Origin of the sequence: Ensifer sp. SL37, from assembly GCF_026672675.1 — a bacterium.
GTDB classification, from domain to species: Bacteria; Pseudomonadota; Alphaproteobacteria; order Rhizobiales; family Rhizobiaceae; genus Ensifer; species Ensifer adhaerens.
The window spans coordinates 940,877-955,855 of the sequence record NZ_JAPPRN010000006.1; the positions used below are offsets into that span (position 1 = coordinate 940,877).

Here is a 14,979-nt window from a genome sequence, read left to right on the forward strand (position 1 = left end):
TTTCCGTCCGTTCCGTATCTCTAAGCGGCGGCACCGGCGCGCCGATGCGCCAGTCGTTCGCCGACGATGATCAGCAGGCCAGCCGCAAAGATCAGCCCGGCGCCGGCAAAGACGTTCATGGCCGGAACGTCGCCCCAGATCAGGAAGCCGAGCCCGAAGGCCCAGACGAGCGAGGTATATTCGAACGGCGCGATCACCGAGATCGGTGCCCGGCGCATGCCCTCGAACAGCGCGTACTGGGCGATGCCGGCGATGACGCCGGTTCCGGCCATCAGCGCGACGTCGAAGAGCGCAGGCGGTGTCCAGAAAAAGCCGACGGCAAGCCCGGTCATGCCGATGAAAAAGACGTTGGAGATCGTCATCTGCACCAGGGTCGTTTCCTGAAGTGCCGTCTTGCGCAGCATCACCGTGCCGATCGCCCAGAAGACGGCGGCGATAAGCGCCAGGAACACCGGCAGCGACAGTTTCATGCCGGTGCCGAGCGGATCGCAGGCGATGAGCACGCCGACGAAACCGATGAACACGGCGAACCAGCGGATCGGCGGAACGTCCTCCTTCAGGATCGGTACAGCAAGCAGCGTCACGATGATCGGCGCGGCGTAGTAAAGGGTGGTCATCTCCGCCAGGCCGAGGTCGCGCGCCGCGTTGAAATAGGAAAGCCAGGCAGCGAGCAGCAAAAGATTGCGCACGAAGAGCGGTTTGATCACCGGCGACGAGATGGCGCTGCGCACCAGCTTGCCGCGACCGATCACAAGGCAGAGCAGGAGAATGGTGATGCTGCGGGTAAACAGGATCTGCCAGACCGAGTAGCCGACGACCAGCCATTTGACCGACGCATCCTGCAGCGAAAACAGGAAATAGGAAAACGTCGTCATGACGATGCCTGACAGGACGGTCTTGTTCATGGGAGCCTCGATCACGCCGGCGGGAGGAGAAGCGGCGGAGCCCGTCTGATAGCGCGGCCGCGACGGGCGCGGAAGGGGCATGTCGGGGCGGCGCTGTGGCGATTTCTTGGGGTGGCCTGCACCACGGATCGGACAGCAAGCTTGATGGAGATCAAGAACCGGCGCTTGCGCCGCTGCTAGAAGGCAGCGATAACGACCATGAAACTCGGGTCCCAACGACATGCAGCCGCTCGCCTTTGCCCTTGCCGCCCTCGTCCTGCTCGCGACGCCCGGTCCGACGAACACGCTGCTTTGGCTCTCCGGCGCATCGGCCGGGTTTCGCCGGTCGCTGCCGCTTTTGAACGGCGAGCTCGGCGGCTATCTCGCGGTGATCATTCCCGCCGTCGCGTTGCTCGCACCGTTCCTTGCCGCCCATCCGAACCTCGGCCTGGCGCTGAGGCTCATTGCCGCCTGCTGGGTTCTCTACCTCGCCTATGCGCTCTGGACGACCGATGCCGAGCGCAGCGAAGGTGTCGTCATCTCCATCCGACAAGTCTTCGTCACGACGCTGCTCAATCCGAAAGCCCTGATCGTCGCCCTGGTGCTGTTGCCGCAGACAGGACTGGCAGCCGTCTGGCCCTGGATCGCCGGCTTCTCCCTGCTGGTCATCGCCGCCGGGTCGACCTGGATCGGGGCCGGCGCCCTGCTGGTGCAGATGTCCAAGGGTCTTTCGGCTTCGCACCTGCCGCGGCGGATCGCCGCCGTCTGCCTCACGCTCTTCTCCGTCGGCATCGCCGGCAGCGCGATTGCCGCCATGCACTAGCAAAAAAATCCCGGAGGACCAGCACGTGTCCTCCGGGATATCGATCGCTATGCGCGGCCAAACGTTGTGCTCAGGCAGCAACCGCCTCGCCGAGTTCCTTGGCCAACGCCCCCATCAACTCTTCCCAGCCTCCGCGGCGGTACTCGAGCTTGTCGAGCCCGTCGAGGAAGGCCACCTGTTCGGTAAAGACGAGGCGCGTGCCGGTGCCCGCAGGCTGGATATCGACCGTGGCGACGGAGGCAGAAATCCGCCTGTCGTTCTGCGTCATCGTATAGGCAAAGATGATCCGGCGGTTCTCGACGATATCGAGATAGACGGTATCGTCGTAATAGGTCGTCCCGTCGTCCACGCTGAAGCGACCGCTTTCGCGGCCGCCGACGCGGAAGTCGTGGGTGATCTGCGCCCCGGCTTCGACGTTGACGAACCAGCGCTCCTTTGCGGCTGGCTCCGAGAACGCCCTGAACACCTCAACCGGTGTCGCCTTGAAGCTGCGTTCAATGGTGAAGCTCGAATGTTCCACGGATCTGTCAGTCATGTCCTGCCTCCTCTGGGTCGGAAACCGATGGCTTATACGCAACTGGTTTCGAATATGAACTGCTATAATTTTGAAATCAGTTGAACGTTAGCGTCAGTGATGCGATAATGCAAGCGGTTTTAAAGAGGTGCCAATGAAGGACGACATGCGCTCGGGTTGCCCGATCAATCTTTCGCTCGAAGTGTTCGGCGACAAATGGAGCCTGCTGATCATTCGCGACATGATCTTCGGCGGCAAACGGCACTTCCGGGAGCTGCTGCGATCGCAGGAGGGTATCTCATCGAATATCCTTGCGGATCGGCTGAAGATGCTGGTCGAACAGGGAATGCTGACGAAGCGCGACGACCCCACGCACAAGCAGAAGGCGATCTACAGCCTGACGGAAATGACGATTGCGCTCGTGCCGATCATGGCCCAGCTCGGTGCCTGGGGACGGCGCTACCTGGCGGTCAGCGAAGAGCTCAGCATTCGCGCCGAACTCATGGAGAACGGCGGCCCGGCGCTCTGGGATCGCTTCATGGAAGAGCTGCGGCACGACCATCTGGGGATGCCGCTCGATGGCCCGCCGCGGGTGCGCGCCACGCTCCAGGCCGCCTATGAAGAGGTGGTCGCCAGGAAGGCGCAGGAAAAGGCGACGGCCTGACGCTCGCCCGGCGGCCGGTTCAGAGCCCGATCGCCGAGAGCATGACGAAGGTGGCAAACAGCACGAAATGCGTCATGCCCTCGATGGCGTTGGTCTGGCCGTCATTGAGGTTGATCGCGGCAACGATCAGCGTGATCGTCACCATCACCGTCTGCACCGGCGACATCGCCATCAGGAACGGCTGGCCGGTATAGAGCGCGATCGCCTCCATCACCGGCACCGTCAGGATGACGGTCGAAAGCGAAGCGCCGAGCGCGATATTGACGACCGCCTGCATGCGATTTGCGAGAGCGGCGCGCATGGCGGTCATGATCTCCGGAGAGGCGGAAATCGCCGCGACGACGATGGCCGTGACAGCGGGCGGTGCACCGCTCCCTTTCAAGCCCGATGTCAGCAGCGACGACATCACTTCCGCCAGCACACCAATCAGCACGATGCCGAGGATCAGGATCACGATCGACGGCAGCACCGGCTGGTCCGGGCCGCCCTCTCTCGCGCTCCCCTCGCCCTTCGCCTTCGGATAGCTGTAGCTGAAGAAGTAGCTGTGCACGCCCACCTGCATGCGCAGGAACAGGGCGTAGAGCGTGATCATCGCGCCGATGGTGAAGGCCGAGTAGAGATGCCATTTCGCCGCCGGCACGAATTCCGGCACGATCATAGAAATCCCCATCGCCGTCAGGATCATCACGCTGTAGGTGCGGGCGGAATCGTCATTATAGGGCTGTTCGCCGTGCTTCAGACCTCCGAGAAGGGCTGCAAGGCCCAGGATGCCGTTGATGTCGAGCATGACGGCCGCATAGATCGTGTCGCGCACCAGCGTCGGCGAGGTCTCGCTGGTCATCATGATCGCCAGCACGACGACTTCGACGAGCACCGCCGACAGCGTGAGGATCATCGTGCCATAGGGATCGCCGACCTTGGATGCCAGAACCTCGGCGTGATGCGACACCCGCAGCGAAGCAAGCACGATCGCAACCACCAGACCGGCGGCACCGAGAAGCGTTGCGAGGCGCCCCATCTCAAGCAGGCGATCTTCGAGCGCAAGCCCGGCGACCGCGGCAAGCATGGCGACGATCAGCAGGCGTTCCGCTTTCATGCGCATCAACAAAACGCCCTCCACCGAAAGCCTGTCCTGCCCATCACCGGAACTATAGGGGCCGCGTCCCGCAAAGCAAATGACGGAAAGAGGACTATTTTCCTCCCGATTCTTTACCGCCCTGCAGCGTTTCGGTAGTGTGGCCGGGAACCAAAGCAGCAAGTGGCCGCCTGCCCGGCCTGGATCTCTCGTCATGTTGTCTCACGGCACGATCTGGCACGCTATCGACACCCTGGCCGAGCGCCACCAGCTCTCGCCGTCCGGCCTCGCGCGCCGTGCCGGCCTCGACCCGACCTCCTTCAACAAATCCAAACGTCGCTCCGCCGACGGGCGCGAGCGCTGGCCCTCGACAGAATCGATCGCCAAGGTGCTGGGGGCGACGGGCGCCACCATGGACCAGTTCACAAGCCTACTGCAGCCGGACGGGGCCCCAGCGTCTTCCGAACCGGTGGCCGCTGCCACGATCCCGCTGATCGGCTTTGCCCAGGCGGGTGCCGGCGGCTACTTCGACGATGGCGGCTTTCCCGCCGGTCAGGGCTGGGACGTCATCGATTTTCCGACGGATGCGGAAAAGCGCAGCGGCACCTATGCGCTCGGGGTGCAGGGAGACAGCATGCTGCCGCTCTACCGCGACGGCGACATCCTGATCGTCGACCCCGGCGCGCCGATCCGGCGTGGCGATCGGGTCGTGGTGAAGACGCAAGAAGGCGAGGTCATGGCAAAGGTGCTCACGCGCCAGACGCCGCGTGTGATCGAACTTCTGTCGCTCAATCCCGAGCATCCGAACCGGAGCTTCGAGACCAGCCAGATCGAATGGATCGCCCGAATTATCTGGGCCAGCCAATAGGACGTCCTTCCTGATGCGGCAACATTTCTACACCCTTGCCGGCGGCATCGCCGCAATCGCCCTTTTCACCGGCATCCTCTATGCGGGCGCTGTTGCCATCCGCGACCGTGAGACCGCCGCCACACCGGAACTCGTTCTCGAAACGCCCGACATGACAGATTTCGAGGCGACGCCGGATCAGGCCGACGACGAGGTCCCGCTCGACCCCGGCGGCGCGGCGACGACCAGCGAACAATCGCCCACGACGGAAAATGCGGCGCGCGCCATCGAGCCACAGCAGTTCGGCCTGCCCGATACGGTCACCAGTGCGCCACTCGAACGGGTGGAACCGCGCGCGCCGTTGTCGGAACCGAAGAAGGAAGCGAAGGCCGCCGGGCCGACCGTACTCTATCGCCCGGTCGCGGTCGCCGCCGGTGTGATCCAGTTCGACAAGCTGACGCTGCAGATCGACGGCATCGAGCCGGAACAAGCGGAGCGGACCTGCGAAAGCGCCGGCAAGAGCTGGCCCTGCGGCATCGTCGCGCGAACCGCCTTCAGAAACTTCCTGCGCGCACGTGCGGTCAGCTGCGATCTGCCCGAAGGAGATTCCGGCCCTTCGGCCACCGCCTCCTGCACGCTTGGCGGACAGGATCTTGCCACCTGGCTCGTCGACAATGGCTGGGCAACGCCGGTTCCCGGCTCGACCCTCGAAAAACGCGCCGACGCAGCACGCCAGGCGAAGCTCGGTTTTTACGGTGACGATCCGCGCGACCTCAACCACACGCCGATGACATTCGACGATCCGACCCTCGGCATCGGAGTGGACGCCTCGCAGCCGGACTTGTAAATAGCCGCGACAATTCCCAGCTCTCGACCGTCTGCCGAAAGCGGCAGATGGCTCAACTCTTTCAAACGACGCAATTCCGGATCAGGAACCGTCCCATCCTGGAATCGCTCTACCGCCGGAAAGCCCATGCAACCAAGCCTCAGCCACCACGAAGCTCTCATCTATGTCATGGTGATGATGTCGGCGGTCGACCGCGAGATGAGCGACGACGAGTTTGCCCGCATCGGCCGGCTGGTTCAATTCCTGCCCGTGTTCGACGGCTTCGACGAGGACAGCCTCGTCCATATCGGCCATGAATGCTCGGCACAGCTGGCGGCGCCCGAAGGGCTCGACATCATGCTCGAGATCGTGCGCGAAGCGCTGCCGGAGAAGTTCCACGAGACGGCCTATGCGCTCGCCGTCGAGATCGCGGCCGCCGACCAGCGCATCCGCAACGAAGAAATCCGCCTGCTGCAGTTGCTGCGCGACCGGCTTGGCCTCGACAAGCTGACTTGCGCCGCTATCGAGCGCGGCGCGCTCGCCCGCTTCCGCCGATAGGCCGGCCGGTGATCACGCCGAGAAGTCCTGGCGCCTAGTAGATTCCGTTTGGGAAGTAGCGCAGGTAGATTTCCTCCAAGCGGCCACTGCGCGACAGCGCCAGCAGCGCGTGATCGATCGCCTGGGTCAGGGCAGCCTCGGACTTGCGGTTCATGATCGTCAGGCCTTCACCGAGGAAGCGCTGCGAGAAGTAGGCGCCATCGACAAGCGTGCAGCAGCCGCCAGCAGCGCTACCCGAGATCCAGAAGGACAGCTGCATGCCGTCGGAAAACACCGCCGGCACATCGCCCTTCTGCAGAGCCGTCAGCATGGCCTCGCGGTCGGGATAGACCTTGGCCTCGATCTTCGGGAAAAACGCCTTGAACATCGCCTCATGCGTGGTTCCGGCGACGACACCGACCGGCTTCCCCTTGAGATCGCTCGGTGCCGAGACTGCTCCCGCCGCCTTGGTGTTGACGGCGAAGCGCGCCGGAAGCCGCATGAAGGCGCGGGAAAAGCCGAAGCGTTGGCGCAGTTCCGGACCGACGGCGATACCGGCGGCCACCGCCTCGCCCTGCCCCTCTTCCAGTGCCGGCAGCAGCTCCGCATAGGTCACGGCCTGGATCTGGCATTTGGCTTCGATGTCGAGCTCGCGGCAGATCTCGCGCACGAGATCGACATGAAATCCCGAAAGCTTGCCGGACTGGTCGATGAAGTTGAACGGCGGAAAATCCACCGTCGTCAAGAAACGCAGGCGCGCCAGGCCCGTGAGATCGGGCTTGGCGATGCGTTCGCGCGCGTCGAACAGCAGCGGCAGATCCTTGGCCTCGGCCGCAAGCGGCGTCGCGATCAAGGATGCGCAAAGGGCGAAAAGGGAAAGAACTTTCATGGGCAGCGGCCGGCACGTCTCATGTGGCAGGGGCGGCCCTTGGAACCGCGGTGATTCATCGAGCGGTAAAGTAACCGGCCGCAGCGCAGCTGACCATAGGCCGCCACGAGAACGCGGTTACACAAGGAACGGGACGAGAAAGAATGGAGCGGGTGATCGGGATCGAACCGACGACATCCAGCTTGGGAAGCTGGCGTTCTACCGCTGAACTACACCCGCGGTGCCTGCGAAATTTCCCGAACCGGGGCGATCTGTCAAGCACCCTTGCGCGGGATCGCGTAAGGGTGCTGCGAAATCCCCTACTCGGCGCGGAAATGCTTCGAGAGCTTCAGGCCCTGCGCCTGGTAGTTGGAGCCGACGCCGAGGCCATAGAGACCATCCGGCCGTTCCAGCATGTGTTCGTAGATCAGGCGGCCGACGATCTGGCCGTGTTCGAGGATGAACGGCACCTCGTGGCTGCGCACTTCGAGCACGGCTCGGCTGCCCGTGCCGCCGGCCGAGGCATGGCCGAAACCCGGATCGAAGAAGCCGGCATAATGCACGCGAAACTCGCCGACCAGCGGATCGAACGGCGTCATCTCGGCCGCATAAAGCGGTGGAACATGCACCGCCTCGCGCGAGACGAGAATGTAGAACTCATCCGGATCGAGGATCAGTTCGTCGCGGCCACGGCTGTAGAGTGGCTCCCAGAAATCGAAGATCGCGTGCTGCGCTTTCTTGTCGACGTCGATGACGGCGGTGTGATGCTTGCCGCGATAGCCGATCAGGCCTTCCGGCCCGGTGCCCTTCAGATCGATCGACAGCGCGATGCCGCCGCCGCTGACGTTCGGCTTGTCGCTCGCCACCAGCACGTCGCTCTCGTGCAGCGCCTGCAGTTCCTGCTCCGACAGGATAGACTGGCCCATGCGGAAGCGGATCTGCGACAGGCGCGAGCCGCGGCGCACGACGATCGGGAAGGTGCGCGGGCTGATTTCGAGATAGAGCGGACCGCTGTAGCCGGCCGGGATCTTGTCGAATTCCTGGGCGCGATCAGTGATGACGCGGGTGAAGATGTCGAGGCGACCGGTCGAGCTTTTCGGGTTGGCCGAGGCCGACATGCCCTCAGGCAGTTCCAGGCTTTCCATCAGCGGCACGATGTAGACGCAGCCCGTTTCCAGCACCGCGCCATCGGTCAGATCGACGACGTGCAGCTTCAGCCGGTCGAGCTTGTCGGCAACGAGGTGAGACGGACCCGGCATGAAGCTTGCGCGGACGCGGAAAGCCTTCGAGCCTAGGCGCAGGTCGAGGCTTGCCGGCTGGATCTGATCGTCATCCAGCGGCTTCTCGCTTTTGAGGCGTCCCGATTCTAACAGCGCGGCGATCGCGCGATCGGCCAAAATCCCAGTGTCGCGGCCCATTGCAGTCCTCTTTTCAGTTGCGAGACAAAACCAAACTCCGGGAATTGACGCAAGCGTACCCTGGCAGTATTGAAGCTTTATCCCGTGGTGATTTGGCCGGTCGGCTTGCAGCCACGTTAAACAAGTAGCTAAAAAGGCCGGGTGTCAAACCGGCCCTTCACGCGGCCGGTTTTTTTGTTTTTGAAAGTGACCGTCACATGAGCAAAAACTGGCGCCCCGCAACGCAACTGGTCCATGGCGGGACCACCCGTTCCCAGCACGGAGAGACCTCCGAGGCGATCTTCCTTACCCAGGGCTTTGTCTACGAGACGTCGGAAGCTGCGGAAGCTCGTTTCAAGGGCGAGACCGAAGGCTTCATCTACGCCCGCTACGGTAGCCCGACCAACGACATGTTTGAAAAGCGCATGTGCATGCTGGAAGGCGCCGAGGATGCGCGCGCCACGGCATCGGGCATGGCTGCCGTCACCGCCGCCATTCTCTGCCAGCTGAAGGCCGGCGACCACATCGTCGCCGCCCGCGCCCTCTTCGGCTCCTGCCGCTGGGTGGTCGAGACGCTGGCGCCGAAATACGGCATCGAGTGCACGCTGGTCGACGGACGCGACCTCGCCAACTGGGAAAAGGCGATCCAGAAGAACACCAAGGTCTTCTTCCTCGAAAGCCCGACCAACCCGACGCTCGAAGTCATCGACATTGCCGGCGTTGCCAAGCTCGCCAACCAGATCGGCGCCAAGGTCGTCGTCGATAACGTCTTTGCGACGCCGCTCTTCCAGAAGCCGCTGGAACTCGGCGCCCATATCGTCGTCTATTCCGCCACCAAGCATATCGACGGTCAGGGCCGTTGCCTCGGCGGTGTCGTGCTTTCCGACAAGGAATGGATCAACGAGCACCTGCACGACTACTTCCGCCACACCGGCCCGGCGATGTCGCCGTTCAACGCCTGGACGCTGCTGAAGGGCATCGAGACGCTGCCGCTACGCGTGCGTCAGCAGACGGAAACGGCCCGCCGCGTGGCCGACTTCCTGGCAGAACAGCCGCAGGTCGCCAAGGTCATCTATCCTGGCCGCAAGGATCATCCGCAGGCCGACATCATCGCCAAGCAGATGACCGGCGGATCGACGCTCGTCGCCTTCGAACTGAAGGGCGGCAAGGATGCAGCCTTCGCGCTGCAGAATGCGCTGGAGATCGTGCGCATCTCCAACAACCTCGGCGACAGCAAGAGCCTGATCACCCATCCGGGAACGACCACGCACAAGAACCTGACCGACGAGGCCCGCGAAGAGCTCGGCATTTCCGCCGGAACCGTGCGCTTCTCGGCCGGCATCGAGGACAGCGACGATGTGGTGGAAGATTTCGCCCGCGCGCTGAAGGCCGTGAAGGCCTGATTTTACGAAGACACGGCCGCCGTGATCAACGGCGGCCGACGCCCCTTGCCGGCCGTCACGAGATGGTTTCCGGCGGCGCGGCGCCAAGGTGCCAGGCACGTTTCACCCGCTCGATCGCGTCAGCACGGCCATCCGTCCCATCATGGGATCGCACAATCTTGCCGTTATTCTTGACGAAACCATCTTGCTGTAGAATACCCTGAAAGACCTGAAGCAAGGTGATGCCCATGTATCGCGCTTTGACCCGCGACATAGAAGTTACGGTGGAGCCGTACTATCTCGAAGAGCAGTCGGATCCCGATGACGGCCGCTATGTCTGGGGCTATCGCATCGTCATCTCAAACCACTCGGACGCGTCCGTGCGGTTGATGACGCGCTACTGGCACATTACCGATGAGAACGGGCAAGTCGACGAGGTCAGCGGTCCGGGCGTCATCGGCGAGCAGCCGCTGCTCAATCCCGGCGATACCTATGAGTATTCGTCCGGATGCCCTCTGGATACGCCCTCAGGCGTCATGTTCGGCCACTACAGCATGGAATCGGAAGGCGGAGAGACCTTCAACGTTGCCATCCCCGCCTTCTCGCTCGATTCACCCGGGCTCGTGCGCACCCTGAACTGAAGCGCGTCCTTCGGACTAGCGTCGCTCTAAATCGCGGCCAGTCGGCCGGAAGCGCCCGCTACTGCGGGCGCACCTCGCTTGCTTCGAAGCGATAGGTCGTCGAGCAGAACTCGCAGGTCACCTTGACTTCGCCATCGTCGATGGTGCTTTCGAGGTCGTCCGTGCTCAGATTGGACAACACCGACTGAAGCTTCTCGCGCGAGCAGCTGCAACGGTCGTAGACCGCCTGCGGTTCGTAGACGCGGACGCCGCGCTCGTGGAACAGGCGATAGAGCAGCCGCTCGGTTCCGACCATCGGATCGGTCAACTCGTCCATGTCGATCGTTTCGACCATCACCTTGGCTTCGGCCCAGAGATCGTCGTCCCCGAACGCGCTTTCACCATCATCGCCATCACCGCCGGAAAGGTCGGGCTGGCGCATGCGTTCCGGCGCTTCCGGCAGGAACTGGGCGACCATGCCGCCGGCGCGCCAGCGATGGCGCGGCTTGCCGTTTTCGTCGCGATCGAGAAGCTCGGCCACGCCAAGGCGCACCTTGGTCGGGATCTGCTCCGACTGCCGGAAATAGACGCCGGCGATTTCTTCCAGCGTCGCTCCGTCGAGCGCAACGATACCCTGGTAACGCTGGGTATGGGCGCCCTGGTCGATGGTGAAGGCGAGCACGCCCTTTCCGAGCAGCTCGTGCGAAAGGGTTCGGCCGTCCTTTTCGGCAGCGGCAAGCGCTTCCTGATCGTAGCGGGCATAGGCGCGCACGCGATCCGGCGTCGAGAAATCAGCGACCACCAGATCGACAGGGCCATCGCCCTGAGTCTGGACGATCAGCTTGCCTTCAAACTTCAGCGAGGTCCCGAGCAACACGGTGAGTACAACGGTTTCAGCAACCAGACGCGCGACCGGAAGCGGATAGTTGTGGCGCTCGAGGATTGCGTCCAGCATGGGGCCGAGCTGCACGGCGCGGCCGCGCACGTCGAGGCCTTCCACCTGGAAAGGCACGACGTGATCGTCACCGGCAAAGTCGAACTCACCAAGCCCTGGCGTCATGTCAGTCATGTCTTGCTCCTTGCCTTCAGCCACCAAGCTGCACCAGAGATATTGCTATCCCCGCGCAACGTGCTCGCTGTCTCAGTTGATCCCGCGATAAACGGATTGTCCACCAGGTATGTGCCGCCGCCATAGCAACGCACCACCTCGACGGTTGCGCGCTCACTACTTTCAGGAGCGCCCGTATGCCGCCTAAATCGTGTCGCACGTGGACAATGTCAAGTGCGGTGAACACGCCCCTATATGGCGCACGCTCGGCGGAGCGCACTGAAGCCTCTTCGCCGTCGCGCGCGACCGGGCAGCCGGCTCAGACGAGCCCCATGCACCAGGCAATGACCGACTTCTGTGCGTGCAGCCGGTTTTCCGCCTCGTCGAAGACCACCGACTGCGGGCCGTCGATCACCTCGTCGGTGACCTCTTCGCCGCGGTGCGCCGGCAAGCAGTGCATGAACAGCGCATCGGAGGCCGCACGCTTCATCAGCGCTTCATTGACCTGGTAGGGCTGGAAGACGTTGTGCCCGCGGGCGCGATGTTCCTGGTTCATCGAGATCCAGGTGTCGGTCACGACGCAATTGGCGTCGGCGACGGCCTGTTCGGCGTCATGACACAAAAGGACCTCGCCGCCATTGTTGTGCGCCCAGTTCAGGAACTTGTCCTGCGGCTCGGAACCGAGCGGCACGGCCATGTTCATGCGGTATCCGAAGCGGGCAGAACCTTCGATCAGCGAATGCAGCACGTTATTGCCGTCGCCGGTCCAGGCAATCGTCTTGCCCTTTACCGGACCGCGATGCTCCTCGAAGGTCAGGATATCGGCCATGATCTGGCAGGGGTGCGTATCGTCGGTCAGGCCGTTGATGACGGGGACCGTCGCATGCTCGGCCAGTTCCAGAAGGCGGCGATGGTCGGTGGTGCGGATCATGATGGCGTCGACGTAACGTGAGAGCACCTTGGCCGTGTCGCCGATCGTCTCGGCGCGGCCGAGCTGCATTTCGGTGCCCGACAGAAACAGGGTTTCGCCGCCGAGCTGGCGCATGCCGACATCGAAGGAAACGCGGGTGCGGGTGGAGGGCTTTTCGAAGATCATCGCCAGCATCTTGCCGGCGAGCGGCTTCTCGGCAGTTCCGGCCTTGGTCGCCGCCTTTCGGACGCGCGCATCGTCGATGATCGTCCGGAGGTCGGCGGCCGTCATGGCCGAAAGATCGAGAAAATGTCTGGTGCCTGCCATCGTACTCGGTTCCTGTCTGAAAAATCGGTCCCTGGTGCGGCACGCTATCGACGTGCCCGCACGGAGGTCATTCTAACGCCTTAGTCGGCCCTGGGTCGCTACCTTCAGGCCGCGGCGTTGCCGCTTGCCTTGCGAACCGCCTCGGCGGCGCGTTCGATACGTGCGAGCCCCTCGCGCGCCTCTTCCGCCGTCACGGTCAGCGGCGGCAGAAGACGCAGGACATTTTCGCCCGCCGGCACGGCCAGGAGCTTTTCGGCGCGGATTTCCTTCAGCAGATCGGCCGAAGGGCCCTTCACCTTGATGCCCAGCATCAAACCGTCGCCGCGGATGTCCTCGATGACATCAGGGAAACGGTCCTTGAGCGACGCAAGGCCCTGGCGGAAGACCAGCGCGACATCGCGCACATGCGTCAGGAATCCGTCGGCCAGAACGACGTCGAGCACGGCGTTGCCGACGGCCATGGCCAGCGGGTTGCCGCCATATGTGGAGCCATGCGTGCCCGCCACCATACCAGATGCGGCTTCCTCAGTCGCGAGGCAGGCGCCGAACGGGAAGCCACCGCCGATACCCTTGGCGACCGCCATGATATCCGGGCGGATATCCGCCCATTCATAGGCAAACAGCTTGCCGGTACGGCCGACGCCGGTCTGGACCTCGTCGAGGATCAAGAGCAGGCCGAACTCGTCGCAGAGCGCGCGCAGTTCCTGCATGAATTCCTTGGTCGCCGGACGGATGCCGCCCTCGCCCTGGATCGGCTCGATCAGGATCGCTGCGGTTTCCTCGGTGATCGCATTCTTGACCGCGGCGATGTCGCCGAACGGAACCTGGTAGAAGCCCGGCGCCTTCGGCCCGAAACCTTCGATGTATTTCTGCTGACCACCGGCGGCGATCGTCGCGATCGTGCGGCCGTGGAAGGCGCCTTCGAAGGTGATGACGTGGAACTTCTCCGGGTGGCCCTTGGAGAAGTGGTAACGCCGTGCCGTCTTGATGGCGCATTCCAGCGCTTCCGCGCCCGAATTGGTGAAGAAGACCTTGTCGGCAAAGGTCACCGCCGTCAGCCGGCGGCCGAGGCTTTCCTGGCCCGCAATTTCATAAAGGTTGGACAGGTGCCAGACCTTGTCGGCCTGCGCCTTCAGCGCTTCGACCAGGTGCGGGTGCGCGTGGCCGAGCGAGTTCACGGCAACGCCGGCACCGAAATCGAGATAACGCGTACCGTCTTCAGCGATCAGCCAGGCGCCCTCTCCTCGCTCGAAACGCAACGGCGCGCGCATGTAGGTATCGTAAAGCGGCGTGGTTGCAGTCATGCGAGGCTCTCCTTCACTCCAGATCGACATCGATCCCGCGCCTCACGCGGGCCGATAAAAATCAAAAATGCCGCCTTTCGGCGGCGCAGGCACTATTCCCATTTCGCGCTGCAATGTCAACAAAACCAAGCCTTGCAGCGCAACATGAAGGGTCGATTCCTGGCAGCAGAAAAATCGTCCGGGAGGGCTTGCAAAAATGCAACGCTGGCCGAGCAAGTTGGGGAAAACTACGAAATCGATTCGGCCTGATTCCTGGGACTCTTGCCACAGAGTCCAGCGGTCAGTACGTTAACATTCAATTACTAGACGCATGCGGCGGACCTAGTCACCAAAAGAGTTATCGCGTTTGCAACCCCGGGGTTTAGCCGGGGTGCGGTGAGGGATTCTGCCATCCCCAACGCTGAGAACGGAGAGTGCAGAAATGAACTGGACTGACGAGCGGGTGGAGAAACTGAAGAAGCTTTGGTCCGAGGGCCTGAGCGCAAGCCAGATCGCGGCGCAGCTCGGCGGCGTCAGCCGTAACGCTGTCATCGGCAAGGTTCACCGCCTGAGCCTGCCAGGTCGCGCCAAGGCCGGCGGCAGCACCACGACGGCAGCCCGTCCGAAGCGCCCGACTTCGGCACCGCGCGCACCGAACTACGCTTCGCGCGTTTCGACCCGCCCGGTTGCACGCGCGGCCGGCGCTGTCGTTCTCAAGGAAGAAATCGAAGTCGATCTCGTTGCCGAGCAGGATTTCAGCACCCGCACCGACGTTGTCGTGCCGATGTCGCGCCGCCTCGAGCTGACCCAGCTCACCGAGCGCACCTGCAAGTGGCCGATCGGCGACCCGCTGAAGGAAGAGTTTCACTTCTGCGGCAACGATTCCCCGGAAGCCTCGCCTTACTGCACCTTCCATGCTCGGCTGGCCTACCAGCCGTCGGGGGAGCGCCGCAGGGCTCGCTAAGAAGCTGGAC

General features: G+C 63.2%; 17 protein-coding genes, 1 tRNA gene and 1 riboswitch. Of the genes, 8 read left to right on the forward strand and 10 right to left on the reverse strand.

Features of this window, described 5'->3' with window-relative positions; translation table 11 throughout:
- Positions 1 to 20: 20 nt before the first annotated feature.
- On the reverse strand, positions 21 to 905 hold the full coding sequence (locus tag OVA00_RS16695; protein WP_034797139.1) for a DMT family transporter: 885 nt from the start codon (positions 903 to 905) through the stop codon (positions 21 to 23).
- A 220-nt stretch (positions 906 to 1,125) separates the two neighbouring features.
- On the opposite strand from OVA00_RS16695, the gene OVA00_RS16700 reads away from it, so the two are divergent.
- On the forward strand, positions 1,126 to 1,707 hold the full coding sequence (locus OVA00_RS16700; protein ID WP_060607132.1) for a LysE family translocator: 582 nt from the start codon (positions 1,126 to 1,128) through the stop codon (positions 1,705 to 1,707).
- Between the two features lie 70 nt (positions 1,708 to 1,777).
- Here OVA00_RS16700 and OVA00_RS16705 read toward each other — a convergent pair whose 3' ends face one another.
- Positions 1,778 to 2,242, reverse strand: coding sequence for an SRPBCC family protein (locus OVA00_RS16705; RefSeq protein ID WP_034797141.1), 465 nt, complete (start codon positions 2,240 to 2,242; stop codon positions 1,778 to 1,780).
- A gap of 133 nt (positions 2,243 to 2,375) precedes the next feature.
- Here OVA00_RS16705 and OVA00_RS16710 point away from each other — a divergent pair, with 133 nt between their 5' ends.
- Positions 2,376 to 2,885, forward strand: coding sequence for a winged helix-turn-helix transcriptional regulator (locus tag OVA00_RS16710; protein WP_113293529.1), 510 nt, complete (start codon positions 2,376 to 2,378; stop codon positions 2,883 to 2,885).
- Positions 2,886 to 2,904: 19 nt separating this feature from the next.
- Here the strand turns inward: OVA00_RS16710 and OVA00_RS16715 are convergent, their stop codons facing one another.
- Entirely contained in the window at positions 2,905 to 3,987 is a 1,083-nt protein-coding gene (locus OVA00_RS16715) for a calcium:proton antiporter (RefSeq protein ID WP_034797145.1), read from the reverse strand.
- Between the two features lie 187 nt (positions 3,988 to 4,174).
- Between OVA00_RS16715 and OVA00_RS16720 the strand changes: the two genes are divergently transcribed.
- From OVA00_RS16720 to OVA00_RS16730, 3 genes are all read left to right on the forward strand, one after another.
- Positions 4,175 to 4,828, forward strand: coding sequence for a S24 family peptidase (locus OVA00_RS16720; protein WP_268089345.1), 654 nt, complete (start codon positions 4,175 to 4,177; stop codon positions 4,826 to 4,828).
- 13 nt (positions 4,829 to 4,841) lie between these two features.
- The gene (locus OVA00_RS16725; protein ID WP_268089346.1) at positions 4,842 to 5,654 is read left to right on the forward strand and encodes a thermonuclease family protein; all 813 of its coding nucleotides are present in this window, start codon (positions 4,842 to 4,844) and stop codon (positions 5,652 to 5,654) included.
- Positions 5,655 to 5,780: 126 nt separating this feature from the next.
- Positions 5,781 to 6,191: a tellurite resistance TerB family protein gene (locus tag OVA00_RS16730; RefSeq protein WP_034797150.1), complete on the forward strand. Its 411-nt coding sequence runs from the start codon at positions 5,781 to 5,783 to the stop codon at positions 6,189 to 6,191.
- A gap of 34 nt (positions 6,192 to 6,225) precedes the next feature.
- Here OVA00_RS16730 and OVA00_RS16735 read toward each other — a convergent pair whose 3' ends face one another.
- The 3 genes from OVA00_RS16735 to OVA00_RS16745 form a co-directional block, all read right to left on the reverse strand.
- Positions 6,226 to 7,059: a transporter substrate-binding domain-containing protein gene (locus OVA00_RS16735; protein ID WP_268089347.1), complete on the reverse strand. Its 834-nt coding sequence runs from the start codon at positions 7,057 to 7,059 to the stop codon at positions 6,226 to 6,228.
- Positions 7,060 to 7,203: 144 nt separating this feature from the next.
- Positions 7,204 to 7,278: transfer RNA gene (locus OVA00_RS16740), tRNA-Gly, on the reverse strand.
- An 80-nt stretch (positions 7,279 to 7,358) separates the two neighbouring features.
- Positions 7,359 to 8,456, reverse strand: a complete 1,098-nt coding sequence (locus OVA00_RS16745; RefSeq protein WP_060522346.1) for a 2'-deoxycytidine 5'-triphosphate deaminase — start codon at positions 8,454 to 8,456, stop codon at positions 7,359 to 7,361.
- Positions 8,457 to 8,530: 74 nt separating this feature from the next.
- A riboswitch (SAM riboswitch) is annotated at positions 8,531 to 8,609 on the forward strand.
- Between the two features lie 44 nt (positions 8,610 to 8,653).
- Between OVA00_RS16745 and OVA00_RS16750 the strand changes: the two genes are divergently transcribed.
- Positions 8,654 to 9,838, forward strand: a complete 1,185-nt coding sequence (locus OVA00_RS16750) for an O-succinylhomoserine sulfhydrylase (protein ID WP_034797156.1) — start codon at positions 8,654 to 8,656, stop codon at positions 9,836 to 9,838.
- A 55-nt stretch (positions 9,839 to 9,893) separates the two neighbouring features.
- On the opposite strand, the gene OVA00_RS16755 is transcribed toward OVA00_RS16750, so the two are convergent.
- On the reverse strand, positions 9,894 to 10,067 hold the full coding sequence (locus tag OVA00_RS16755) for a hypothetical protein (RefSeq protein ID WP_156552925.1): 174 nt from the start codon (positions 10,065 to 10,067) through the stop codon (positions 9,894 to 9,896).
- Here OVA00_RS16755 and apaG point away from each other — a divergent pair.
- Entirely contained in the window at positions 10,066 to 10,458 is a 393-nt protein-coding gene (gene apaG / locus OVA00_RS16760) for a Co2+/Mg2+ efflux protein ApaG (RefSeq protein ID WP_034797159.1), read from the forward strand. The genes OVA00_RS16755 and apaG overlap by 2 nt on opposite strands.
- Before the next feature lie 58 nt (positions 10,459 to 10,516).
- Here the strand turns inward: apaG and OVA00_RS16765 are convergent, their stop codons facing one another.
- The 3 genes from OVA00_RS16765 to OVA00_RS16775 form a co-directional block, all read right to left on the reverse strand.
- Positions 10,517 to 11,506 (reverse strand): Hsp33 family molecular chaperone, encoded by a 990-nt coding sequence (locus tag OVA00_RS16765; protein WP_034797161.1) that lies wholly within the window; start codon positions 11,504 to 11,506, stop codon positions 10,517 to 10,519.
- Between the two features lie 298 nt (positions 11,507 to 11,804).
- Positions 11,805 to 12,722, reverse strand: a complete 918-nt coding sequence (gene argF / locus OVA00_RS16770; RefSeq protein WP_268089348.1) for an ornithine carbamoyltransferase — start codon at positions 12,720 to 12,722, stop codon at positions 11,805 to 11,807.
- Positions 12,723 to 12,826: 104 nt separating this feature from the next.
- Positions 12,827 to 14,026, reverse strand: coding sequence for an aspartate aminotransferase family protein (locus OVA00_RS16775; RefSeq protein WP_060522347.1), 1,200 nt, complete (start codon positions 14,024 to 14,026; stop codon positions 12,827 to 12,829).
- A 421-nt stretch (positions 14,027 to 14,447) separates the two neighbouring features.
- Between OVA00_RS16775 and OVA00_RS16780 the strand changes: the two genes are divergently transcribed.
- Entirely contained in the window at positions 14,448 to 14,969 is a 522-nt protein-coding gene (locus tag OVA00_RS16780; protein WP_034797167.1) for a GcrA family cell cycle regulator, read from the forward strand.
- Positions 14,970 to 14,979 lie beyond the last annotated feature (10 nt).